Source organism: Kitasatospora sp. NPDC096077 (genome assembly GCF_040303245.1).
Classification (GTDB): Bacteria; Actinomycetota; Actinomycetes; order Streptomycetales; family Streptomycetaceae; genus Kitasatospora.
Genome location: NZ_JBEOSV010000035.1, coordinates 58,823 through 82,047, shown reverse-complemented (window position 1 = coordinate 82,047; position 23,225 = coordinate 58,823). Strand labels below are relative to the sequence as shown.

Sequence of the window (23,225 nt, the reverse complement as noted above, 5' to 3'; positions counted from 1 at the left end):
GGGACGTACACCCCCTACGGCGGGGCCGGGCACAGTCGACCGTCGCGGGGCATTAGGATCGACCGGTCCGCATAACAGGAGGCCCGGGTTGTTCTACCGACTGATGAAGATGATCGTCGCGCCACTGCTTCGGATCTTCTTCCGGCCGTGGATCGAGGGTGAGGAGAACATCCCCACCGAAGGTGCGGCGATCATCGCGAGCAACCACCTTTCCTTCTCGGACTCGTTCTTCTTCCCCGCGTTGATCAAGCGCCGGGTGACCTTCATCGCGAAGGCCGAGTACTTCAACACGCCGGGCCTCAAGGGCCGGTTGACCGCCGCTTTCTTCAAGGGCGTCGGCCAGCTGCCGGTGGACCGCTCGGGCGTGCGCGGCGCCGGCGAGGCCGCGATCCGCAGCGCCATCGCGGTGCTGGACCGCGGCGAGCTGTTCGGCGTCTACCCCGAGGGCACCCGCTCGCCCGACGGCAAGCTGTACCGCGGCAAGGTCGGCGGCCTGGCCCGGGTCGCGCTGGCCACCGGCGCCCCGGTCATCCCGGTCGCCATGATCGACACCGAGAAGGTGCAGCCGCCCGGCCAGGTGGTCCCGAGCTTCGGCATCCGCCCCGGCATCCGGATCGGCCGCCCGCTGGACTTCTCCCGCTACCACGGCATGGAGAACGACCGCTTCATCCTCCGTTCGGTGACGGACGAGGTGATGTACGAGATCATGCGGCTCTCCGGCCAGGAGTACGTGGACATCTACGCGACCGCCGCCAAGCGGCAGATCGCCGAGGACAAGAAGAAGGCCGACGCCGAGCGCCGGGCCGCCGCCAAGGCGGAGAAGGCCGAGGCGGCGGAGGCGGCCGAGGCCGAGAAGGCGGCCGAGAGCGAGAAGGCGGCCGGGGCCGACGGGTCCGCGCAGCAGGAGCAGAAGGACACCGGGTCGGCCTGACCGACCCGGTCGGGTCCAGGGGAGGGGCCGGGGGCATGGCGGAGGGCGCGAGAGCGGGCGGTTCGGTGGGCGGCGCGGTGGCGGCCGGCGGGATGTCCGTCGAGCTCCCGCTGTGGAAGGCGATCTCCTACTTCCGGGTGCTGGCCCTCTGCTACGCGCTGCTCCGGTACTTCAACTCCTACCTGCACTTCCTGCACCCGGTCGCGGGCTGGATCTACTTCGGCGCGCTGATCCTCTGGACGCTCGCCAGCACCAGGGCCTTCGCCAACCCGCAGCGCTGCAGCTGGTACGTGCTCGGCTTCGACCTGACCCTGGCCGTGACCGGCATCGTGATGAGCGGGATGACCGACTCCCCGGCCCGGATCAGCCACGGTGCGCCCACCCTGCCGACCATCTGGGCGGCCGGTACGGTGCTGGGCTTCGCCGCCAAGGGCGGCTGGCGTCCGGCGGCGGCGTCCGGTGCGGTGATCGGGGTCGCCAACATCCTCGGCCACGGCGGTCCGACCGGCGACAACGTGCACAACATCGTGCTGCTGCTGGTGGCCGGCTGCGCGATCGGCTACGTGATCGAACTGGCCCGGGCCAGCGAGGCGACCCTCACCCGGGCGCTCCAGGTCGAGGCGGCCACCCGGGAGCGCGAGCGGCTCTCCCGGGACATCCACGACGGCGTGCTCCAGGTACTCGCGCTGGTCCAGCGCCGGGGCGCCGAGCTGGCCGGCGGCACCGGGAGCGGCTCCGGGGGCGGTACGGACTTCGCCGAGTTGGGCCGGCTCGCCGGGGAGCAGGAGCGCGCGCTGCGGGCGCTGATGACCGGTGGCCCGCTGCCCGCCCAGCGGCAGTCGGCGGCGGAACCGGCCGACGCGCCCGACCCCGCCGGGCCGAGCGACCTCACCGCGCTGCTGCGCCGGTACGCCGACGAGCGGATCACGCTCTCCGCCCCCGGCACCCCGGTGCTGCTGCCCGGCCCGGCGGCCGGCGAGCTGGCCGCGGCGGTCGGCGCGGCCGTCGACAACGTCCGCAGGCACGCCGGGGATTCGGCCCGGGCCTGGATCCTGGTGGAGGACGAGCCGGAGGCCGTCACGGTCAGCATCCGCGACGACGGTCCGGGCTTCGCCCCCGGCCGGCTCGGCGAGGCGGAGCGGGCCGGGCGGCTGGGCGTCTCCCAGTCGATCCGCGGCCGGGTGCTGGACCTCGGCGGTACGGCCGAGCTGTACTCGGCGCCCGGGGAGGGCGTCGAGGTCGAACTGCGTGTCCCGAGGAAGGCCTCCCGATGACCGACCAGCCGATGACCGACCAGCCCGCCGCCGAACGGCCGGTGCGGGTGATGGTGGTCGACGACCACCCGATGTGGCGGGACGCCGTCTCGCGCGACCTGGCCGAGGCGGGTCTGGACGTGGTGGCCACGGCGGGCGACGGCGAGGAGGCGGTGCGCCGGGCCCGGGCCTGCTCGCCGCAGGTGGTGGTGCTGGACCTCAACCTGCCGAGCCTGTCCGGCGCCGAGGTGTGCCGCCAGGTGGTCGCCCAGGACCCGGCGGTGCGGGTGCTGGTGCTGTCGGCCAGCGGTGAGCACCAGGACGTGCTGGAGGCGGTGAAGTCCGGCGCGACCGGGTACCTGGTGAAGTCGGCCGGGCGGGAGGAACTGCTGGACGCTGTGCGGCGGACGGCCGTCGGCGACGCGGTGTTCACCCCGGGCCTGGCCGGACTGGTGCTCGGCGAGTTCCGCCGGCTGGCCACCGAGCCGGCCCCGGCCTCGGCGCCGGCCGTCCCGCAGCTGACCGCCCGGGAGACCGAGGTGCTGCGGCTGGTGGCCAAGGGCCTGTCGTACCGGCAGATCGCCGACCGGCTGGTGCTGTCGCACCGGACGGTGCAGAACCACGTGCAGAACACCCTGGGCAAGCTGCAGCTGCACAACCGGGTGGAGCTGGTCCGGTACGCGATCGAGCAGGGGCTGGACGAGGAGCTCTGACGAAGTCGGGCGGGCCTCGGGGGCAACTCCCCGAGGCCCGCCCGACTTCGTCAGAGCTCCTCAGCCCCGTACGGCCGTCGCCTCCCGGAGCAGGGCGGCGACGATCTCCACGCCCTCCCGGGTGAGCACCGACTCCGGGTGGAACTGCAGGCCCGCGAAGCCGGGGCCGCGCAGCGCGTGGACGTCACCGGTGGCGGCGTCCCGGGCGACCTCGATGCCCTCGGCGGCGAGCCGGGCCGCGTCGGTGTCCGAGCAGCGCGCGGTGAAGGTGTTGTAGAAGCCGACCGTCCGCTTGGTGCCGAACAGGTCGATCTTCTCCTGGGCGCCCTGGTACGGGACGGCCTTGCGGCCCAGCGCGAGCCCGAGTTCGGCGGCGAGCAGCTGGTGGCTGAGGCAGACCGCGAGCAGCGGGGCGGTCCGGGTGCCGGAGCGGACGGCGGCCAGGGCGTCGGCGACGATCGGGCGCAGCACCGCCATCTTGGGGTCGTCGGCGAGCGCCGGGTCGCCCGGGCCGGGGCCGAGCACCAGCGGGCCGGGGTGCGCCGCGACCAGGTCGCGCAGGCCGGGCTCGTCGAAGCGGACCACGGTGACCCGGTGGCCGAGCGAGGTCAGCAGGTGGGACAGCATCGAGGTGAAGGTGTCCTCGCCGTCCACCACCAGGGTCGGCAGCGCCTCGGTGACCTGGGACGGCGCCTGCATCCGCAGCCAGAACGGCGCGAGGTCGGCCCGGCGGGCGTCGAGCGCGGCCTGCACCCGGTGGTCGTCGCCCAGCCGGGGGCCGCCGGGGTGGGGCAGCCGGGCGGGGGTGGGCCGGGCGCCGATCGCGGTGAGCACCCCGGCGGCCTTGGCGTGGGTCTCGGCGACCTCGGACTCCGGGACGGAGTGCCGCACCAGGGTGGCGCCGACCCGGACGACCAGTCGTCCGGTGGCCGGGTCGATGTCGGCGGTGCGGATGCAGATCGGCGAGTCCAGCAGCTGTCCGCCGCTGGCCGAGCGCCCGATCAGGGCGAGCGCGCCGGAGTAGTAGCCGCGTCCGGTGGGCTCGTAGCGCCGGATCACCCGGGTGGCGTTCTGCACCGGGCTGCCGGTGACGGTGGCGGCGAACATGGTCTCCCGCAGCACCTCGCGGACGTCCATCGAGGTGCGCCCGCGCAGCTCGTACTCGGTGTGGGCGAGGTGGGACATCTCCTTGAGCCGGGGGCCGAGCACCTGGCCGCCGAGGTCGCCGACGGTGCACATCATCTTGAGTTCCTCGTCGACCACCATGGTCAGCTCCTCCAGCTCCTTGGGGTCGCGGAGGAACTGCAGCAGCGAGTCGAGGTCGGAGCCGCCGGCCGGATAGCGGTAGGTGCCGGAGATCGGGTTCATCACGACGGTGCCGCCGCTCTGCCGGACGTGCACCTCGGGGGAGGCGCCGACCAGGACGCGGTCGCCGGTGTGCACCAGGAAGGTCCAGTAGGCGCCGCGCTCCTGCTCCAGCAGCCGGCGGAACAGCGCGAGGGCCAGGGCCGGCGAGTAGTCCTCCAGGGTGGCGTGGAAGTCGCGCCGGATGACGAAGTTGGCGCCCTCGCCGTTGCCGATCTCGTCCTCGATCACCCGGCGGACGATCGCCGCGTACGCCTCGTCGTCCACGTCGAAGGCGCCGCCGGACAGGGTGACCGGCAGCTGCGGCAGGGTGGCGGTGAATTCGGCCAGCGGCAGGGCGTACTGCTCGGCCACCGCGAGCGCCTGCAGCGGGGTGCCGTCGTCGTGCGCCTCGAAGCCGCGTTCACGGATCTGCCGGTACGGGACCAGTGCGAGCAGGTCGTGGACCGGCCCGGCGGTCGGGACGCCGGCCCGCACCGGCAGGTCGGCCAGGCGCTGGTAGCTGTCGACGGTGCCCAGCAGCACCTCGACGGTGTCCGGCGCGTGCCGGGGGGTGCGGCGGTGCAGCAGGGCGAAGGCGGGCGCGCCGGGGGCGGTGAGACGGGCGAGCAGCTCGGCGGTGGTGGTCACGGGTACGGCTTCCTTCCGGGGTGGGATGGCGAGGCGGTGCTGGTTCCGCTCCCGGAGGGCCGTCTGCTCGGACGCACGACGGCCGCCCCGAGGGGCGGCCGTCGTGTTCGTCTAGGAACGCGCGATCTGTGGGCCACCCAGGGGGGAGGCCCACCACCAGGAGTGGGTGTGGGGCGCGTGCATGGGGTCGAGCCTAGCGGATGGGGCCGTCCGGGTGAGGGTTGCGCGGGTTCAATGTCCGAGACGTGTCTCATCCCTCGGGCAATGGTCACGAATCACTCGCGTCACCCCGTAGCCTTGCCATGTGACCGCAACGACTGAGAACACGAGGACTGGCCACTCCTGGCAGTCCCTGCCCGCGGCGCAGCAGCCTGAGTGGCCGGACCAAGAGGCTCTGCGCAAGACCCTTGCCGAGCTCGCCTCCTATCCGCCGCTCGTCTTCGCCGGTGAGTGCGACCAGCTGCGCGCCCGGCTCGGTGCCGTGGCACGCGGGGAGGCGTTCCTCCTCCAGGGCGGCGACTGCGCCGAGGCCTTCGACGGCGTGTCGGCGGAGCACATCCGCAACAAGCTGAAGACCCTGCTGCAGATGGCCGCCGTGCTCACGTACGCGGCCTCGGTGCCGGTCGTGAAGGTCGGCCGGATCGCCGGCCAGTACTCCAAGCCGCGTTCCAAGTCCACCGAGACCCGCGACGGCGTGACCCTGCCGGTCTACCGCGGCGACTCGGTGAACGGCTTCGAGTTCACCCCCGAGTCCCGCATCCCGGACCCGGAGCGCCTGAAGCGGATGTACAACGCGTCCGCCGCGACGCTCAACCTGGTGCGTGCCTTCACCACCGGTGGTTACGCCGACCTGCGCCAGGTGCACGCCTGGAACCAGGACTTCGTGCGCAACTCGCCGGCCGGCCAGCGCTACGAGCAGCTCGCCCGGGAGATCGACAACGCCCTGGCGTTCATGAGCGCCTGCGGCGTGGAGCCGGAGGAGTTCAAGGCGGTCGAGTTCTTCTCCTCGCACGAGGCGCTGATCCTCGACTACGAGACCGCGCTGACCCGCGTGGACTCGCGCACCGGCGAGCTGTACGACGTCTCCGGCCACATGGTGTGGATCGGTGAGCGCACCCGCCAGCTGGACCACGCGCACATCGAGTTCGCCTCGAAGATCCGCAACCCGATCGGGGTCAAGCTCGGCCCGACCACCTCGGTGGACGAGGCGCTCACCCTGATCGAGAAGCTGGACCCGGAGCGCGAGCCCGGCCGGCTGACCTTCATCACCCGGATGGGTGCGGGCAAGGTCCGCGACCACCTGCCCACCCTGGTGGAGAAGGTCACCGCCTCCGGCGCCAAGCCGGTGTGGATCTGCGACCCGATGCACGGCAACACCTTCGAGGCCTCCAGCGGTCACAAGACCCGGCGGTTCGACGACGTGCTGGACGAGGTCAAGGGCTTCTTCGAGGTGCACCGCGCCCTCGGCACCCACCCGGGCGGCATCCACGTGGAGCTGACCGGCGACGACGTCACCGAGTGCGTGGGCGGCGGCGACGAGGTGCTGGTGGACGACCTGCACCAGCGCTACGAGACGGCCTGCGACCCGCGGCTCAACCGCAGCCAGTCGCTGGACCTGGCGTTCCTGGTGGCGGAGATGTACCGCGGCCAGTGATCCGACGGCGCCGATCCGACGGCGCTGATGTGACGAATGCCCCTCCGGATTCGGGTTCACCGAGTCCGGAGGGGCTTTTTCGTGCCCGTTTCGCCAGGTAAGGTGAGGCTCAGTGAACTAAGGCTAGCCTTAGTCAAGATCCACTCCGCGCCCCCACCGCGCTTCACTCCGGGAGAGACCGCTATGTACGTGTGCATGTGCCATGCGGTCACCGAGGCCCAGGTGAAGACGGCGATCGACGCGGGCGCCACCACCCCGCGCGAGATAGCCAAGGGCTGCAAGGCCGGCACCGACTGCGGGTCCTGCGTCCGGCGGATCCAGGCGCTGCTCGGCGAGCACGGCGCCCGGCCCTGCCCGACCGCCCGGCTGGCCGCGAAGCTCGGCCTCGCCGACCCGGAGGTCCAGGCCGTCCCGGAGCCGGTCGGCCGGACGGCTGCCGGGCCGGTCGTGCCGGTGGCGCCGGTGGCGCCGGTGGTCCCGCTGCGGGTGGCCTAGGACTCCGGCTGCTCGATCAGCTGGGCGAGGTAGAGCGCCTCGCCGAGCTTCTCGACGAGCTCCAGCTGGGTGTCGAGGTAGTCGATGTGGTGCTCCTCGTCGGCCAGGATGGACTCGAAGATGTTCGCCGAGGTGACGTCGTTCTTGGCCCGCATCACCACGATCCCGCGCTTCAGCCGGTCGATCGCCTCGACCTCGACCTGGCGGTCCGCCTCGAACATCTCCTTGACCGTCTGGCCGATCCGGACGTGGAACAGCCGCTGGTAGTTGGGCAGCCCCTCCAGGAACAGGATCCGGTCGGTGAGCGTCTCGGCGTGCTTCATCTCGTCGAACGACTCGTGCCGGGTGTACTTGGCGAGCTTCGTCCAGCCGAAGTTCTCCTGCATCTTGGCGTGCAGGAAATACTGATTGATCGCGGTGAGTTCGGCCGTGAGCTGCTCGTTGAGGAACTCGATGACCTCCGGGTCGCCCTGCATGGTGCTGCCTCCCAGCGTTCCGTCCTGCGGTGAGTCCTGCGCTGGGCATCCTGGCACCGTATCGGGAGAAAATTCCAGTAAGTTCACACTCACTAGGACATGTGTCGGAATATCCGATTTGGGCGGTAATCCGGGCGGGGCGGTCGACCGTTGGTCCGTACGGGCCGGGCGTGAACAGTGTGTGAAGGGGCGCGCGACGGGGCTTGTCCGCCGTCTGTCACCATGGAGCCATGGGTCAGTCCGAACGAGAGCCGCTTCCGCCGTCTGACCCGAGACTCCCCCCGGGCCAGCGCGTCCAGCGCGGCTGGCCCGCCCTGCACTACGGCCCGGTGCCCCGCTTCAAGCCGCTGACCTGGGACCTCCAGGTGTTCGGCGCCACCGCCTCGGCGGAGAAGGGCGGCTGGGACTTCCCGGCCTTCAACGCCCTGCCGCGCACCACCGTGGTCGCCGACCTGCACTGCGTCACCAAGTTCTCGGTGCTCGGCAACACCTGGACGGGCGTGTCCGCGGCCCTGCTGCTCGACCTGGTGCCCCCGGCGCCCGGCGTCACCCACGTGATGGTCTGGGCCGAGTACGGCTACAGCGCCAACCTGCGGCTGGCCGACTTCGCCGACGAGCACACCCTGCTCGCCACCCACCGCAACGGCGAGGCACTGACCGCCGAGCACGGCTTCCCGGTCCGGCTGGTGGTGCCCCGGCTGTACGCCTGGAAGGGCCCCAAATGGGTGCGCGCGGTGGAGTACATGCGGGCCGACCGGCGCGGCTTCTGGGAGGAGCGCGGCTACCACAACCTGGCCGACCCCTGGCGCGAGCAGCGCTACTCCTACCAGGAGGAGCCGGGCGACGGGCCGCTCCGCTGAGCGGCCGACGCCTCCGCAACCGCCGTCAGAACAGCGAGTAGTTGACCGTCACCACGGACTTCTGCGGGCGCCGCTCGCCGGCCGCCGGGGACTGGCTGCCCACCTTGCCCATGCCGAGCGTCCAGTCGGTCCCGGCCTTCATGGTGAAGCCCGCCGCCTGCAGCGCCTTCTGGGCGTCGTCCCGGTTCATCCCGGTGACGTCCGGGACGGGCACCATGCCCTTGCTGACCACCAGCGCGACCGCGGCGTTCTCCTGCAGCAGCTGCCCGGCGGCCGGCGAGCTGCTGATCACCGAGCCCTCCGGCACGGTGTCGTCGTAGGTCTGGGTCACGCCGCCCCTGGTCAGCTGGGCGCCGGCCAGCGCGGCGGCCGCGTCGTCCGCGCTCTTGCCGGTGACGTCCGGCACCGCGACCCGCTTGGGGCCCTTGGAGAGGGTCACCGTCACCGAGTCGCTCTTGCGGGTGCGCGCTCCCACACCGGGGTCGGTGGAGATCACCTGCCCGGTCGGCACCGACTCGCTGAAGGTCTCGACGTACCGGCCGTGCATGCCCTCGCGGTCCAGGATCCGCTGCGCCTCCGAGCGGTCCTTGCCGAGCACGCTCGGCACCGAGCCGTACAGCCCCTCGGAGATCCCGTAGGTGACCCCGCCGACCGCCAGCACCAGGGCGGTCAGCGCGGCGGTCCAGATCAGCGGTTTGCGCGGGAGGCGGCGCAGCCGGCTCGGCCGGCGCGCCCGGACCGGGGTCGGTTCGTCGTACGGGCGGGGCTCGACCAGCAGCTGTTCCATCAGCTCGGCCGGCACGTCCAGCACGCTGGTGCGCTCCGGCGCCGGGGCGTCCGCGGGCCGGGGGAGCTGCTGGATCACCGAGGTCGGCTCGCTGGTCGGGTAGCGCGGGCTGGGCCGGGTGGAGGCCGGCGGCTCGGCGTCCAGCTCGGCCGGGGTGAGCGTGCGGCGGACCCGCTGGAGCGCGGCGAGCAGCTCCACCGCGTCGTACGGGCGGGCGTCGGCGGCCCGGGCACAGGCACCGGCCACTATGGCGTCCAGTGCCGGGGCGACGGAGGGGGCGATCAGCGAGGGGGCGGGGACGTCCTCGTGCAGGTGCTTGTACATCACCTGGACGGGGTTGTCGCCGGTGTGCGGGCGGCGGCCGGTCAGCATCTCGTACAGCAGGATGCCGGCCGCGTAGACGTCGACCCGCTGGTCGGTGGGGGCGTCCGGGAGGATCTGCTCGGGGGCCAGGTAGGAGACCGTGCCCATGACGGTGCCGCCGGTGGCGGTGCTGGTCGAGGTGGGGGCGCCGTCGGCGCTGCCGAGCACCCGGACCAGGCCGAAGTCGGCGACCTTGACCAGACCGGTCTCGGTGATCAGCACGTTCTCCGGCTTGACGTCCCGGTGGACCAGCCCGGCCCGGTGGGCGGCGCCGAGGGCGGCGAGCACCGGCTCCAGCACGTCCAGGGCGGCCCGGACGGACAGCGCGCCGCGGTCGCGCAGCAGGTCGCGCAGGGTGCGGCCGGGCACGTACTCCATGGCGAGGAAAACGTTTCCGCCGTCCGCGCCCTGGTCGAAGACGTTGACCACATTGGGGTGGGTGAGCTTGGCGACCGCCTTGGCCTCACGGATGAAGCGGGCGGTGAAGCCCTCGTCGCCGGCCAGCTGGGGGTGCATCACCTTGAGGGCGACCACCCGGTCCAGCCGGGTGTCGGTGCCCTTGTAGACGGTGGACATCCCGCCGGTCGCGATCCGCTGCTCGACCCGGTACCGGTTGTCGAGCAGGGCGCCGATCAGCGGGTCGTGCAAGGCCATGTCCACCCGGCGAGTCTAGTGCGGCGCCCGGCCGCCGGTCCCGGCGGACACCGCTCCGGGACCGGCTTGTGACACGGGCTACACGGCCTGCACGGGCTGTGCGGCCCGTGCGGGCTAGAAGGCCGGCCGCTCCCGGGAGTCCAGGTCGGCGCGGCCCGCCATCGCGGAGGAGGCCTCGGCGTGGAAGCGGCGCGGGATGCGGCCGGCCCGGTGGGCGAGCCGGCCCGCCTCGGCGGCGTGCCGCATCGCCTCGGCCATCAGTACCGGCTCCTGGGCCCGGGTCACCGCGGAGGCGAGCATCACCGCCGCGCAGCCCAGCTCCATCGCCAGCGCCACGTCGGAGGCGGTGCCGGCGCCCGCGTCCAGGATCACCGGGACGCCCGCGTCCTCGACGATCAGCTGGAAGTTGTGCGGGTTGCGGATGCCCAGGCCGGAGCCGATCGGCGAGCCCAGCGGCATGATCGCCGCGCAGCCGACGTCCTCCAGCTTGCGCGCCAGCACCGGGTCGTCGTTGGTGTACGGGAGCACCGTGAAGCCGTCGTCGACCAGCGTCTCGGCGGCGTCCAGCAGCTCGATCGGGTCCGGCAGCAGGGTCCGCTCGTCGGCGATCACCTCCAGCTTCACCCAGTCGGTGCCGAGCGCCTCGCGGGCCAGCCGGGCGGTCAGCACGGCCTCGCCGGCGGTGAAGCAGCCGGCCGTGTTGGGCAGTACCCGGATGCCGTTGCGGGTGAGCACGTCCAGGACGGAGCCCTGGGTGGTGGCGTCCACCCGGCGCATGGCCACGGTGGTCAGCTCGGTGCCGGAGGCGAGCAGGGCGCGCTCCAGCACCTCCAGGCTCGGCGCGCCGCCGGTGCCCATGATCAGCCGGGAGGAGAAGGTCGTCCCGGCGATGGTCAGCAGGTCGTCGGCCATGGCTCAGCCTCCCTGGACGGCGGTGAGGATCTCGATCCGGTCGCCGCTGTTCAGTGCCGTCGCGGGCCACGAACTGCGCGGCACCACGGCCTCGTTGAGGGCGGCGGCGACACCGCTGTGGGCGGCGCTGACGGTGGCCACCAGGGCCGCGAGGGTGGTGGCGGCGGGCACCAGGCGGGGCTCGCCGTTGACGGTCAGCTCGATCTCGGTCGTGTCGATCTCGGGCGTGCGGATCTCGGTCATGCGGAGGCCTTCATCAGGGGGGATGCGGGGAAGAACCGGGTGGGCGTGAACGGCCTGGCCAGGTCGGGGACTTCACCGGTCGCCAGGTACTCGGCGAGCAGGTCGGCGGTCACCGGGGTGAGCAGCACCCCGTTGCGGTAGTGGCCGGTCGCGGCGATCAGCCCGGGCAGTGCGGTCGGGCCCAGCAGCGGGGCGTTGTCCGGCGAGCCGGGGCGCAGTCCGGCGGCCGTCTCGGACAGCGGGAGTTCGGTGATCCCCGGGACCAACTCATGCGCGTCACGCAGGAGTTCGTACACCCCGCCGGCCGTGACGGTGGTGTCGTAGCCCTGCTCCTCGGTGGTCGCGCCGATCACCAGCTCGCCGTTCTCGCGCGGTACCAGGTACAGGTGTTGGCCGCGCACCACCGCGCGGACGTTGCGGGAGAGGAACGGCCGGTAGGCCTCGGGGATCCGCAGGCGCAGCACCTGCCCCTTCACCGGGCGCACCGCGGGCAGCACCCCCTCGGGCAGGCCGGGCAGCCGGTGGCTGTGCGGGCCGGCGGCGAGCACCACCTGCCCGGCGGTCACCGTCTCCAGGGTGCTCAGCCGGGCTCCGGTCGCGCGGCCGTCCTCGACCAGCAGCTCGACGGCCTCCGCCCGGTGCAGCAGCACGCCGGCCCGTTCGCAGGCCGCGACCAGGGCGGTGAGCAGCCGGCGCGGGTCCACCTGGTGGTCGTCCGCGACGTGCAGGCCGCCGCGAACCCCCGGGGCGAGCATCGGCTCCAGCCGGCGGGCCTCCCGGCCGGTCAGCCAGGTCGAGTCCAGGCCCAGCCGTTGGTGGAAGGCGTGCAGTTCGCGCAGTTCCTCGCGGTCGTCGGAGTCCAGCGCGACGGCGATGGTGCCGCAGCGGCGGTAGCCGGTGTCCAGGCCGCCGCTCGCCTCGGTGAGCTCGGCGGCGAAGCCCTCGTACCGCCGGTTGGAGGCCACCCCGAGGTGCAGCAGCGGCTCCTCGCCGTACTGCAGCTCGGTGACCGGGGCGAGCATCCCGGCGGCGACGCCGGCCGCGCCCCCGCCGTGCCGGGGGTCGATCACGATCACGTTCCGCAGCCCGCGCTGGGCGGCGCGCCAGGCCACGGCGAGGCCGATGACGCCCCCGCCGATCACCAGTACGTCCGCGTGGCTGCCTGCTGACAAGCGTGACAAAGCTGCTCTTCTCCCTTCGCCGGTATGACCCGGATCAGGTTCGGACGGTCGCGGGCCGTGTCAGCCCGCCTCTCAGCCCGGTACGCCGGGCTCCCGTGTGGTGCACCCACCTTAACGCCGGGGGTCGGCCCGGCCGAAGGGCCGTGCGAGGGGTGGGACGGGCGGCCACCGGGGGCCACCGGGCCCGTGGGTACAGTGACGGGCGTGGCAGAGCTGAGCAGCGCAACGGAGCGGGTGGTCGTCGTCGGGGCCGGGCTGGCCGGGGCGCAGTGCGCCCTGAAGCTGCGCGAGGGCGGCTGGCCCGGGCGGATCCAGCTGGTCGGCGAGGAGGCGCACCCGCCGTACGACCGGCCGCCGCTCTCCAAGGACGTCCTGCTCGGCAAGGCCGACGCGACCACCCTGGACATCGACTACGACGGCCTCGGCATCGAGCTGCTCACCGGCCGCCGCGCCACCGGCCTCACCCCGGGCGTGCTGCACACCGACGGCGGCGACCTGCGGTACGACTCCCTGGTGATCGCCACCGGCGCCACCCCGCGCGCGCTGCCCGGGGCCGAGCGCGCCCACCTGCTGCACACCCTGGACGACGCGCTGGCGCTGCGCGCCCTGCTCCGCCCCGGCCTGCGGCTGGTGCTGGTCGGCGCGGGCTGGATCGGCGCGGAGGTGTCCACCGCCGCCCGGCAGGCCGGCTGCGCGGTGACCGTGGTCGAGGCCGGTCCGGCGCCGGTGCCCGGGGCGCTGCCGACCGAGGTCGGCTCGGCGATGGCGGCCTGGTACGCCGGGGCCGGGGTGGAACTGCGTTGCGGGGTCGGGGTGGCCGCGGTCGAGCCCGGGGCGGTGCTGCTGGCGGACGGCACCCGCCTGCCCGCCGACGAGGTGGTGGTCGGTGTCGGGGCCCGGCCCGCGACCGGCTGGCTGGCCGGTTCGGCCGTGGAGCTGGACGGCTCCGGCGCGGTGGTCGTGGACGGCCGGCTGCGCACCACCCTGCCCGGGGTGTTCGCGGCCGGGGACTGCGTCAGCTACCCGTCGGCCCGCTCCGGCGCGCGGCTGGCCGTCCAGCACTGGGACCACGCGCTGCAGTCGGGCGGGGCCGCGGCCGCCGCCGTGCTGGGCGCGGACGCGCCGTACGACCCGGTGCCGTACTTCTGGTCCGAGCAGTTCGGGCGGATGGTGCAGTACGCCGGCCGGCACGCGGCGGGCGACGAACTGCTGTGGCGCGGCAGCCCGCAGGACGCCGCCTGGTCGGTGCTCTGGCTGCGCGACGGTACGCCGAGCGCGCTGCTGGCCGTGGACCGGCCGCGCGACCTCACCCAGGGCCGGAAGCTGATCGAGCGCGGCGCGGTGCTCGACCGGGCCCTCGCCGCGGACCCCTCGGTGCCGCTCAAGGGGGCCACCGCTTAGCGCCGGGCGGTGCCGAGGTGGCAGTCTGGTGGCGTGAGCGAGATCGAAAGCAAGATTGAAGCCCTGGTCACCGAGTGGGTGTACCTCCCCGACATCTCCGAGCAGTGGGGGGTGCTGGTCACCGAGGTCCGCAACATGGTCAAGAAGGGCGAGCTGATCGCCGTCCGGCGCGGCCCGAACAAGTCGCTGCAGGTCCCGGCGGCGTTCATCGACGGCCCGGGCCTGGTCAAGCACCTGCCCGGCACCCTGACCGTGCTGCGCGACTGCGGGTACAACGACGTGGAGATCCTGGAGTGGCTCTTCACCGAGGACCCGTCGCTGCCCGGCAGCCCGATCCAGGCACTGCGGGAGAACCGCGGCACCGAGGTCAAGCGCCGCGCCCAGGCGATGCTGATCTGATGGCGGCGGACACGCTGCGCGCCCGGCTGGCCGACGCCCGGCTCTACCTGTGCACCGACGCCAGGCGCGAGCAGGGCGATCTGGCCGAGTTCCTGGACGCGGCGCTGGCCGGCGGGGTGGACATCGTCCAGCTCCGGGACAAGGGCTTGGAGGCCCGGCAGGAGCTGGCGGCCCTGGAGGTCTTCGCCGACGCCTGCCGCCGGCACGGCAAGCTGCTGGCGGTCAACGACCGCGCCGACGTCGCCCACGCGGCCCGGCCGGACGTGCTGCACCTCGGCCAGGACGACCTGCCGGTGCCCGCCGCCCGGGCGATCCTCGGCGAGGACGTGCTGATCGGACGCTCCTGCCACGCCGAGTCCGAGGTGGACGCGGCCGTCGCCGAGCCGGGTGTCGACTACTTCTGCACCGGCCCGGTCTGGCCGACCCCGACCAAGCCGGGCCGCCACGCGCCGGGCCTCGACCTGGTCTCGTACGCGGCGAAGCAGGCCACCGACCGGCCGTGGTTCGCGATCGGCGGGATCGACCTCGGCAACCTGGACGAGGTGCTGGCCGCCGGCGCCCGGCGGATCGTGGTGGTCCGGGCGATCACCGCGGCCGAGGACCCGCGGGCGGCCGCCGCCGAGCTGGCCCGCCGGGTGCGCGCGGTCTGACGGCCTCCGGGGCCGTCGCCGTCCGTCAGTACTTGCGGACGGTGGCGGCCTCGGCCAGTGCCAGCAGCACCGCCCGGGCCCGTCCGTCGACGAGCGGGGCCGCTTCGAGCGCGGCCAGCGACTGCCGCATCAGCTCCTCGATCCGGGCCTCCACCAGCTCCGGCGCACCGCTGCGGGCGACCAGCTCGCGCAGCCCGGCGACCTCCTCGGCGGCCAGGTCCGGGGCGCCCAGCCGGGCGTCCAGGTGCCGGGCGTCGGCCGTCGGCAGGGCGCGCATCGCGTGCGCGACCAGCAGGGTGCGCTTGCCCTCGCGCAGGTCGTCCCCGGCGGGCTTGCCGGTGATCGCCGGATCCCCGAAGACGCCGAGCAGGTCGTCCCGCAGCTGGAAGGCCTCGCCCAGCGGCAGTCCGAACGCGCCGAGCGCCTCCACCAGCCCGGGCCCGGCCCCGGCGAGCAGCGCGCCGACCTGCAGCGGCCGCTCGATCGTGTACTTCGCCGACTTGTAGTGCAGGACGGTCTGCGCCCGTTCCAGCGCGCCCTCGTCGGCGGAGTCGCCGGCCACCGGCTCCAGCACGTCCAGGTACTGGCCGACCATGACCTCGGTGCGCATCAGGTCGAACACCGGCTTGGCGGCCAGCACCGCCGCCGGGTCCAGGCCCGAGCGCAGGAACAGCTCGTCGCACCAGATCAGCAGCAGGTCGCCGAGCAGCACCGCGGCCGAGGAGCCGAACTGCTCGCGGTCGCCGCGCCAGCCGCTGTCCCGGTGCAGCGCCTCGAAGCGGCGGTGCACCGAGGGCAGGCCGCGGCGGGTGTCGCTGCGGTCCATCAGGTCGTCGTGCACCAGGGCGCTGGCCTGCAGCAGCTCCAGCGCGGCCGCCGCGTTGGCGATCCCGGTGCCGCCGGCGGGCCCGCCCGCGGCGCGCCAGCCCCAGTAGCAGAAGGCCGGGCGCAGCCGCTTGCCGCCGTCCAGCAGGAAGTCGCGCAGGGCGTCGGAGGCGGGCACCAGCTGCGGGGAGATCGTGCCGAGCAGCGCGGACTGGCCGTCCATGAACGCGGCGAGGGCTGCGTTGACGCGCGTGCGGACGTCCTCCACGTCAATGGGGTTGGCCGGCCGGATGGTGGACGAGGTCACGATGCTGCTCCGCTGGGTTCGCTGGGGTGCAGCAAGCGTAGCCGGGCGGCTGGGAACGGATGTGCGAGCGGGGTCGCCGGGGCGCGGGAGGTGAACCGGAGGGACGCCCACTACTTGTCCCGAATCGTGGAATCGAGTTGTCCGCCCCCTCCGGAGGCCCGATAGCCTGCCAGCATGGCACTCGGCATCGCTTCCACGAGAACGGACCGCGCACAGACGGTTCGCGAGCTCCTGGCGGCCGGAAAGCGCTCCTTCTCGTTCGAGTTCATGCCGCCGCGCACCGAGGTCGGCGAGCAGAAGCTCTGGGACGCCATCCGTCGGCTCGAACCGCTGGACCCGAACTTCGTCTGCATGACGTACGGCGCCGGCGGGTCCTCGCGCGAGCGCACGGTCAACATCGTCGGCCGGATCGCCACCGAGACCACGCTCACCCCGGTCGCCCACCTGACCGCGGTGGACCACTCGGTCGCCGAGCTGCGCAACATCATCGGCCAGTACGCCGACCAGGGCGTGCGGAACGTCCTCGCGGTCCGGGGCGACCCGCCCGGCGACCCGATGGGCGAGTGGGTCCGTCACCCGGACGGCGTCACCTACGCGTACGAGCTGGTGGAGCTGATCAAGGGCATCGGCGACTTCTGCGTCGGCGTCGCGGCCTCGCCGAACATGCACCCGCGTTCCACCGACTGGGACGAGGACATCCGGCACTTCGTCGCCAAGGTCCGCTCCGGCGCGGACTACGCGATCACCCAGATGTTCTTCGAGGTGGACGACTACCTGCGGTTCCGTGACCGGGTGACCGCCGCGGGCTGCGAGACGCCGATCATCCCGGAGATCATGCCGGTGACCAACGCCAAGCAGCTGGAGCGCTTCCCCCAGCTCAGCGGCTCGGCCTTCCCGGCCGACCTGGAGGCCCGGCTGCGGGCGGTCACCGACGACCCGGCGGCGCTGCGGGCGCTCGGCATCGAGCACGCCACCGCGATGGCCGAGCGGCTGCTCGCCGAGGGCGCGCCAGGCCTGCACTTCATCACGCTCAACCACTCGACGGCGACGCTGGAGATCTACCAGAACCTGGGGCTGCACCAGCGCTGATCACCGCTGTTCACGGGCCCGTCACCGGCTTCCGGTGGCGGGCCCCGGTCGCCTCCGACCGGGGCCTCCGGGGGCGGGAACGCGATGCGGTACCCCGGCCGTTGAACCGGTACAGTCGCCGCACACGCGCGGCTAGCGCGGGCACGCGACTGGAGGTAGCGCGGATGGGCATCGGATACCTGCTGCTGTACGTCGCGTTGGCGGTGGTGGCGCTCTGGCTGGTCGCCGAGGTGCTGCTGCAGAACCGGGCGCCGGTGCACTGGCGGGTGCTCGCCCTGGCCGGCTTCCTGGCGGTGGCGGTCGGGATGGGTCTCGGCTCGGTCGTGGTGATCGGCGCCGGAGCGGGCCTGTTCGCGGTCGGCCAGGCCTTCGTCACTCTCTCGGTCAAGCGCGGCTACCAGGCCGGCTGGTCGCTGCGGAAGGCCGACGGCAGCCTGCCCGGCCCGCTCGCCAAGGTCCCGCTGCTCGGCGCCCTCACCGGCGGCGCGGCGGTCGCGGCCGCCGCGGCGGCGGAGGAGAAGCGGGTCGGCGAGGTCAGCGCGGTCGAGGAGACCCCGGACGCGGTGCCGGGACCGGCCGCCGAGGACGTCCCGGAGGTCGAGCAGACGGCCGCCTTCGAGATGCAGGAGCTCGCCCAGGACGGCGTCTACGCCCCCTCGTACTACGAGCAGCCGCAGACCCAGCAGCCGCAGGACCCGTACACCCAGGCCGGCTACCAGCCCGGTTACGAGCAGCAGCAGTGGCAGCCCCAGCAGCAGCCCGCCTACGCCTACGACCAGCAGTCCTACGGCGGCTACCCGCAACAGCAGCAGGACCCGTACGGCGGCTACCAGCAGGTCCAGGACCCGTACGCGGGCTACCAGCAGCAGCAACAGGCCTGGGACCCGAACGCCCAGCAGCCCGACCACCAGCAGCACGACCACCAGCAGTGGCAGCCCCAGCCGGACCAGCACGGCCAGGGCATCCCGCAGCAGCCGGCGTACGACCAGAACTACGGCTACCAGCAGCAGAACACCTGGCACCAGGGCTGAGGCCGGCGTCTCCGCGCTACGCCGGGCCGATCAGGCCGGCGGTGATGCAGGCCGACATGCCGACCCGGGCGAGCCCGCCGCCGGGGTGGGCGTTGCCGCCGACCAGGTGGAGGCCGGGGACGGGGGACTCGTTGGCGGCCTTCAGCCACCTGCCCGAGGAGCCGGCCAGGACCGGGCGGGCGACCGCGCCGGCGAGGGTGCCGGTCTCCCGGCGGGTGTCCTCCGGGGTGCGCACGACCCGCCACAGCACCCGCTCGCGCAGGCCCAGGCCGGCCGCGTCCACATGGGCGAGCAGCCGGTCGGCGTAGCGGTCGGCGACGCCCGGGGCCGTCCAGTCGAACTCGCCCTGGGCCGGGACGGTCGCGGTCAGCACCACGCTCTCGTGGGCGTCGTCCGGCCGCAGCGCCGGGTCGTCCGGGCGCAGCACCTGGACGGTCGGGCGCTCGCAGGGCGGCGCCGAGAGGGTCAGCGCGTTCGCCTCGGCGGCCGGGTCGGCCGCGTGCACCACCGTCCGGTGCGCGGTGCCCTCCGGCCGGGCCCCGCGCAGGGCGAGCAGCACGCTGAACCGGCCGGGCACCTCGTGCGGCTCCCAGTCGTCGACGGGCAGCCCGGGCCACTCGGCGAGGCCGTGGCGGAAGAAGGCGTTGGTGTCCATCGCGGAGACCACCAGGTCCGCGTCGATCCGGCCGTCCGCCGTCTCGACCCCGGCCGCCCGGCCCCCCTCGACGACCACCCGGGTGACCGGGGTGTCGAAGCGGAACCCGACCCGGCGCAGTTCACAGCGGCGGAACACCGCGTCCGCCAGTGACCGCAGGCCGCCCCGGACGTACCAGACGCCGAAGGACTGCTCCATGTACGGCAGCACGGTGGCCCCGGCCGGCGCCTCGCCCGGGGGGAAGCCGTACCGGACGGCGGGCTCGAACAGCAGGGCGGTCAGGCCGGGGTGGCCGCCGAGTTCGCGTGCGGCGACGTCCCGGAGGGTCCAGGGCCGGGGGCGGCGCAGCCGGGCCAGGCCGGTGGGCGGTGGGACGGGGTACGGGTCGGTGCCCAGGAACGCGCGGTCGGCCGGGAGCGGCTCCTCCAGCAGCGGGCGGCGGGTGGCCTCCCAGACCGTCCGGCCGTGGTTCGTCACCTTGCTCCAGCGGGCGCCGGAGCCGGCCCCGAAGGCGGCGTCCAGGGCCTGGCTGACACCGCCGCGGGAGGCGTTGGGCAGGGTGACGGCGGTGCCGTCCGGGAACAGGTGCCGGCTCTCCGGGTCCACCGGCGCCAGGTCGACCAGCTCCTCCAGCGGCTCCCGGCCGGTCTTCAGCGCGAGATCGCGGTAGACCGCCGGGAGGGTGAGCAGGCCCGGCCCGGTGTCGAAGGCGAAGCCGTCGCGTTCGTACCGGCCGACCATGCCGCCGTACGTGCCGCTCGCCTCGCAGACCGTCACCCGGTGTCCGAGGGTCGCCAGCCGGGAGGCCGCTGCGAGCCCGCTCATTCCTGCGCCGATGATGACGATCCGTGCCATGCCCTGATCCTAGGGCTGACCTGCGGTCGGCCGGTCGGCGGCCGTCCGGGCGGCCTTGCGCTCGCGCCGCCGGGCCCGGAAGGCCCGGATCCGGCTGATCGCCAGCCAGACCAGCAGCAGGCCGACCAGCAGCAGGACGGCGGCGATCGAGGCGGCCACCCAGGGGTGGAAGATCGCCAGGGTGACCAGGCCGGCCACCGAGAGGTCCTCCGTCAGGCTGACCGCGATGTTGCTGAACGGTTCCGGTGTGGTGTTCACGGCCATCCGCAGCGAGGCCTTCACCAGGTGGGTGACCAGCGCCGTGGTGCCGCCCATCGCCCCGGCCGCGACGTCGCTCAGCGAGCCCGGGTCGTTGCTCGCGATCAGCACGCCGACGACCGCGCCGGCGACCGGCCGGATCACCGTGTGCACGGCGTCCCAGACGGTGTCCACGTACGGGATCTTGTCGGCCACCGCCTCCAGCAGGAACAGCAGGGCCGCCGCGATCAGCACGTCGGTGCGCTCCAGCGCGTGCGGCACCGACTCCGCCCCGGCGAACCGGCCCAGCAGGCCGAGCAGCAGCACCACCGCGTACGCGTTGATGCCGCTGGCCAGACCGCTGGTGAAGATCAGCGGCAGGACCGTCATCGCGTCCCCCTCCTCGTCGTCCCGGGTCTCCCGACCCCGGCCGGGACCGCCCGGCCCCGCCGTACCGTACCCGGACCGGGACGCCGTGGGCCGCCGCCGCGGTTCCGCGCCCGGCCGGCCGCGGCCGACTGAGTACGGGTACTCAGATCCGCGGTTGAGTACGTCAGCGGATGGCCCGCCGACCTGCTGGGACGGGAGAGTGGTGGCACCCGGGAGGACGGCGCGTCGGGCGCCGGCCGCCCGGGTGGCGGATCCGTCCGCTCCCGGCCGGAACGGCCCGGGGCGGCCGGGATCCTCCTCGGGCGCCGGTCTCGGGCCCCGCACCGCCGACACGGGGCGGCGGAGCGGGCCGGGGGGAGGCCGGTCACCGTACGGGGGGTACGGGGGAAACGGGGGGAGTTCGCCACGGTCGCCCGGTGGGGGTGGGCGGGGCGACGGCAGACGGCGGCGGCGCGGACCGGGGGGACCGCGACCGCCGCCGGCGCGCTTTCCCGGGGCCGGATTGTCAGTGGTGCCGTTCACGATGGAGAAGCACGGACCACCCGGTCCGCGCGCTGCCTCGTAACGGGGGAGACCATGACCATCAGCCACCCGGAGCCCGTCACCGCCCGCCTCCACTCCGCCGCCCTGCCCCACACCCCCGGCCCGGCCGGGGGCCGCCCCGCCGGGCGGGACGTCCATCCCGTGCTGCGCCGGATCGCCGCGCCGCCCGCCGCCCTCGACCTGCTCGCGGACGCCCACCGCACGCTGGCCCGCTCCCGCGCGCTGGAGGACCCGCTGGAGCGCTACGCCACCGCCCATCTGGCCGCGCTGCGCACGGTGGCGGCCGTGCTCGCCGTCCGCGGGCGGCCGGAGAAGAACCCGCGCCGGCGCAAGGCCATCCGCAGCGCCTGGGAGGTGCTGCCCGAGGTGGCCCCCGAACTCGCCGAATGGGCGCTCTACTACGGTGCCGGCGCCCGCCGCCGGGCCGCCGCCGAGGCCGGGATCCGGGGCGCCGCCTCGGCCCGCGACGCCGACGACCTGATCCGCAACTCGGCCCTGTTCCTGCGCCTGGTGGAACGCCTGCTCGGACTGCGTCCGGCCCCGCCCGCGCCCCGGCTGCCGTTCGACGGCGACGAGCCCCCGGGCGTGGACGTCGCGGCCCCGGCGGGGATCCAGGAGACAGGCCCTAAGGTGGAGGCATCCTGATCGATCTGCACGTGCCGAGGAGTCCCACCTTGTACCCGACGCGTCCCCGCAGTGCCCTGCGTACCGCCGTGGTCTGGGAGGTGGTGCGGGCGGCCCTGGAGAAGCGGGCGGCCGAGCTGGACCAGCCGGTGCTCGACGTGGTCGACACCGGCGGCGGCACCGGTAACTTCGCCGTGCCGGTGGCCAAGCTCGGCCACCGGGTCACCGTGGTCGACCCGAGCCCGGACGCGCTGTTCGCGCTGGAGCGCCGGGCCGCCGAGGCCGGAGTGACGGACCTGGTCCGGGCCGTCCAGGGGGACACCCAGACGCTGCCCGAGCTGGTCGCCCCCGGCAGCGTGGACGCGGTGCTCTGCCACGGCGTGCTGGAGGTGGTGGACGACCCGGCCGAGGCGCTCGGCAGCCTGGCCGGCACCCTGCGCAAGGGCGGCCTGGTCAGCCTGCTGGCCGCCAACCGCAACGGCGCCGTGCTGGCCCGGGCGCTGGCCGGCCACTTCACCGAGGCCCGTACGGTGCTCTCCGCCGCCGACGGCCGCTGGGGCGAGCAGGACCCGATGCCGCGCCGCTTCACCGGCGAGGAGCTGGGCCGACTGGCCGAGGGCGCGGGACTGCGGGTGGAGTCGGTGCACGGGGTCCGGGTCTTCGCCGACCTGGTGCCCGGGGTGCTGGTGGACACCGAGCCGGGGGCGATGGAGGCCCTGCTGAAGCTGGAGGAGGCCGCCGCCGCGCAGCCCGCCTTCCACGCCGTCGCCACCCAGCTGCACCTGCTGGCCACCCTGGCCTGACCACCCGGTTCGCCTCCCGGACGCCCGCCGTTCGCCCCGGCGCATTCCCGGAGCACCCCAGGTCCGGGCCGATTCCAACAGGTCGGGCACTTGTCCGAGCCCTCCCGCGTTGACCCGGGTGCGGCCACGCCCGGTCGAAGTGGCCAGGCCCACGCGGCGCAGACCACTCCGTAACGGGCCCACGGACCGTATGATCTGGGTAAAGCCGGAAAGCATGACAGCCGGACGCGTGGGGCATATGGACGACACGGGCCGGGTCCCCCGCACGGGCGTCCGACCGCATGCCCAAGGCTGATTGGACTGGCCTCCCCGACCGGGGTGGCGGACCGGTCGCACCCGCGACCGACGAGTAGGAGGACTCCGTGCCGCTCTCGGAGCACGAGCAGCGACTGCTCGACCAGATGGAGCGAGCGCTGTATGCCGAAGATCCCAAATTCGCGTCGGCGCTTGAGGGAACCGGGCTGCGCACTTTCACCCGTCGGCGGGTCTACCTGGCCGTCGCCGGTTTCGTGGTGGGGATCGGCCTGTTGATGGGCGGCATGGTCGTACCGGACCAGATCTGGGTCAGCGTCGTGGGCTTCCTGGTGATGCTCGGGTGCGCGGTGTTCGCGGTCACCGGCTGGCGCCGGGCCCCCGCGGGCCAGGGTTCCGGTCCCCGCCAGGCCGCCGCCCCGCGCCGCAAGGCCGGGATGATGGACCGTGTGGAGCAGCGCTGGCAGCGTCGCCGGGACGAGCAGACCGGCGGGTTCTGAGCAGCGGTTCCGCGAGGACGTACGAGAGCAGACGTACGAGAGCCGGGGGGGGGGGGGGGGGGGGGGGGCCGCCGGGCCCGGGGGGGGGGGGGGCGGCGGCCGGGGGCGGCCGGGGGGCGCCGGGGGGGGGGGCGGGGGGCGGCGGTG

The 23,225-nt window shown here is 74.0% G+C and carries 23 protein-coding genes and 1 riboswitch; of the genes, 14 read left to right on the top strand and 9 right to left on the bottom strand.

Going from position 1 to position 23,225, the window contains the following annotated elements:
• Positions 1-88: 88 nt before the first annotated feature.
• Genes ABTZ03_RS26875 through ABTZ03_RS26865 form a run of 3 tightly spaced genes read left to right on the top strand, consistent with a single transcriptional unit; the run spans position 89 to position 2,897 of the window.
• A complete protein-coding gene (locus tag ABTZ03_RS26875; protein ID WP_350515644.1) occupies positions 89-931 on the top strand; it encodes a lysophospholipid acyltransferase family protein in 843 nt (280 codons plus the stop codon).
• 35 nt (positions 932-966) lie between these two features.
• Positions 967-2,205, top strand: coding sequence for a MacS family sensor histidine kinase (macS, locus tag ABTZ03_RS26870; RefSeq protein WP_350515643.1), 1,239 nt, complete (start codon positions 967-969; stop codon positions 2,203-2,205).
• Entirely contained in the window at positions 2,202-2,897 is a 696-nt protein-coding gene (locus ABTZ03_RS26865; RefSeq protein WP_400928138.1) for a response regulator, read from the top strand. Before macS ends, ABTZ03_RS26865 begins: the two co-directional genes overlap by 4 nt.
• A 60-nt stretch (positions 2,898-2,957) precedes the next feature.
• Here ABTZ03_RS26865 and ABTZ03_RS26860 read toward each other — a convergent pair whose 3' ends face one another.
• Positions 2,958-4,892 (bottom strand): anthranilate synthase family protein, encoded by a 1,935-nt coding sequence (locus tag ABTZ03_RS26860; RefSeq protein ID WP_350515642.1) that lies wholly within the window; start codon positions 4,890-4,892, stop codon positions 2,958-2,960.
• Between the two features lie 304 nt (positions 4,893-5,196).
• On the opposite strand from ABTZ03_RS26860, the gene ABTZ03_RS26855 reads away from it, so the two are divergent.
• Positions 5,197-6,546 (top strand): class II 3-deoxy-7-phosphoheptulonate synthase, encoded by a 1,350-nt coding sequence (locus tag ABTZ03_RS26855; protein ID WP_350515641.1) that lies wholly within the window; start codon positions 5,197-5,199, stop codon positions 6,544-6,546.
• Positions 6,547-6,729: 183 nt separating this feature from the next.
• A complete protein-coding gene (locus ABTZ03_RS26850; protein WP_350515640.1) occupies positions 6,730-7,041 on the top strand; it encodes a (2Fe-2S)-binding protein in 312 nt (103 codons plus the stop codon).
• Here ABTZ03_RS26850 and bfr read toward each other — a convergent pair.
• Positions 7,038-7,517: a bacterioferritin gene (gene bfr / locus ABTZ03_RS26845; protein WP_350515639.1), complete on the bottom strand. Its 480-nt coding sequence runs from the start codon at positions 7,515-7,517 to the stop codon at positions 7,038-7,040. The two genes, ABTZ03_RS26850 and bfr, sit on opposite strands and share 4 nt — an antisense overlap.
• A 230-nt stretch (positions 7,518-7,747) precedes the next feature.
• Between bfr and ABTZ03_RS26840 the strand changes: the two genes are divergently transcribed.
• Positions 7,748-8,377: a molybdopterin-dependent oxidoreductase gene (locus ABTZ03_RS26840; protein ID WP_350515638.1), complete on the top strand. Its 630-nt coding sequence runs from the start codon at positions 7,748-7,750 to the stop codon at positions 8,375-8,377.
• A 25-nt stretch (positions 8,378-8,402) separates the two neighbouring features.
• Here the strand turns inward: ABTZ03_RS26840 and pknB are convergent, their stop codons facing one another.
• The 4 genes from pknB to thiO form a co-directional block, all read right to left on the bottom strand.
• Complete coding sequence (gene pknB / locus ABTZ03_RS26835; protein ID WP_350515658.1) at positions 8,403-10,181, bottom strand: Stk1 family PASTA domain-containing Ser/Thr kinase; 1,779 nt, start codon at positions 10,179-10,181, stop codon at positions 8,403-8,405.
• Between the two features lie 114 nt (positions 10,182-10,295).
• A complete protein-coding gene (locus ABTZ03_RS26830) occupies positions 10,296-11,093 on the bottom strand; it encodes a thiazole synthase (RefSeq protein WP_350515637.1) in 798 nt (265 codons plus the stop codon).
• Positions 11,094-11,096: 3 nt separating this feature from the next.
• Entirely contained in the window at positions 11,097-11,336 is a 240-nt protein-coding gene (gene thiS / locus ABTZ03_RS26825; protein WP_350515636.1) for a sulfur carrier protein ThiS, read from the bottom strand.
• Positions 11,333-12,508, bottom strand: a complete 1,176-nt coding sequence (gene thiO, locus ABTZ03_RS26820; protein WP_350515635.1) for a glycine oxidase ThiO — start codon at positions 12,506-12,508, stop codon at positions 11,333-11,335. The genes thiS and thiO overlap by 4 nt, the downstream gene beginning before the upstream one ends.
• Before the next feature lie 3 nt (positions 12,509-12,511).
• Positions 12,512-12,624: riboswitch (TPP riboswitch) on the bottom strand.
• A gap of 97 nt (positions 12,625-12,721) precedes the next feature.
• Between thiO and ABTZ03_RS26815 the strand changes: the two genes are divergently transcribed.
• From ABTZ03_RS26815 to thiE, 3 genes are read left to right on the top strand one after another with little or no spacing between them, the layout of a single operon-like run.
• A complete protein-coding gene (locus ABTZ03_RS26815; RefSeq protein WP_502894592.1) occupies positions 12,722-13,918 on the top strand; it encodes an NAD(P)/FAD-dependent oxidoreductase in 1,197 nt (398 codons plus the stop codon).
• Positions 13,919-13,951: 33 nt separating this feature from the next.
• Complete coding sequence (locus ABTZ03_RS26810; protein ID WP_350515633.1) at positions 13,952-14,317, top strand: Rv2175c family DNA-binding protein; 366 nt, start codon at positions 13,952-13,954, stop codon at positions 14,315-14,317.
• Entirely contained in the window at positions 14,317-14,967 is a 651-nt protein-coding gene (gene thiE / locus ABTZ03_RS26805; protein ID WP_350515632.1) for a thiamine phosphate synthase, read from the top strand. The genes ABTZ03_RS26810 and thiE overlap by 1 nt, the downstream gene beginning before the upstream one ends.
• A 25-nt stretch (positions 14,968-14,992) precedes the next feature.
• Here thiE and ABTZ03_RS26800 read toward each other — a convergent pair whose 3' ends face one another.
• Positions 14,993-16,099 carry a polyprenyl synthetase family protein gene (locus ABTZ03_RS26800; protein ID WP_350515631.1) on the bottom strand — a complete coding sequence of 369 codons (1,107 nt, stop codon included), beginning with the start codon at positions 16,097-16,099 and terminating at the stop codon, positions 14,993-14,995.
• A 174-nt stretch (positions 16,100-16,273) separates the two neighbouring features.
• On the opposite strand from ABTZ03_RS26800, the gene metF reads away from it, so the two are divergent.
• Both metF and ABTZ03_RS26790 read left to right on the top strand, forming a co-directional pair.
• Complete coding sequence (gene metF, locus ABTZ03_RS26795) at positions 16,274-17,188, top strand: methylenetetrahydrofolate reductase [NAD(P)H] (protein ID WP_350515630.1); 915 nt, start codon at positions 16,274-16,276, stop codon at positions 17,186-17,188.
• Between the two features lie 164 nt (positions 17,189-17,352).
• A complete protein-coding gene (locus ABTZ03_RS26790) occupies positions 17,353-18,219 on the top strand; it encodes a hypothetical protein (RefSeq protein WP_350515629.1) in 867 nt (288 codons plus the stop codon).
• 16 nt (positions 18,220-18,235) lie between these two features.
• Here ABTZ03_RS26790 and ABTZ03_RS26785 read toward each other — a convergent pair whose 3' ends face one another.
• Together ABTZ03_RS26785 and ABTZ03_RS26780 are read right to left on the bottom strand one after the other, a co-directional pair.
• Complete coding sequence (locus tag ABTZ03_RS26785; protein WP_350515628.1) at positions 18,236-19,729, bottom strand: phytoene desaturase family protein; 1,494 nt, start codon at positions 19,727-19,729, stop codon at positions 18,236-18,238.
• 9 nt (positions 19,730-19,738) lie between these two features.
• Positions 19,739-20,356, bottom strand: a complete 618-nt coding sequence (locus tag ABTZ03_RS26780; protein ID WP_350515627.1) for a DUF4126 domain-containing protein — start codon at positions 20,354-20,356, stop codon at positions 19,739-19,741.
• A 576-nt stretch (positions 20,357-20,932) separates the two neighbouring features.
• On the opposite strand from ABTZ03_RS26780, the gene ABTZ03_RS26775 reads away from it, so the two are divergent.
• The 3 genes from ABTZ03_RS26775 to ABTZ03_RS26765 all read left to right on the top strand — a co-directional run bounded on the left by ABTZ03_RS26775 (position 20,933) and on the right by ABTZ03_RS26765 (position 23,078).
• On the top strand, positions 20,933-21,544 hold the full coding sequence (locus ABTZ03_RS26775; protein WP_350515626.1) for an SAV_6107 family HEPN domain-containing protein: 612 nt from the start codon (positions 20,933-20,935) through the stop codon (positions 21,542-21,544).
• Positions 21,545-21,573: 29 nt separating this feature from the next.
• Positions 21,574-22,326 (top strand): methyltransferase domain-containing protein, encoded by a 753-nt coding sequence (locus ABTZ03_RS26770; RefSeq protein WP_350515625.1) that lies wholly within the window; start codon positions 21,574-21,576, stop codon positions 22,324-22,326.
• A 362-nt stretch (positions 22,327-22,688) separates the two neighbouring features.
• Complete coding sequence (locus ABTZ03_RS26765; protein WP_350515624.1) at positions 22,689-23,078, top strand: SCO2097 family morphological protein; 390 nt, start codon at positions 22,689-22,691, stop codon at positions 23,076-23,078.
• Positions 23,079-23,225 lie beyond the last annotated feature (147 nt).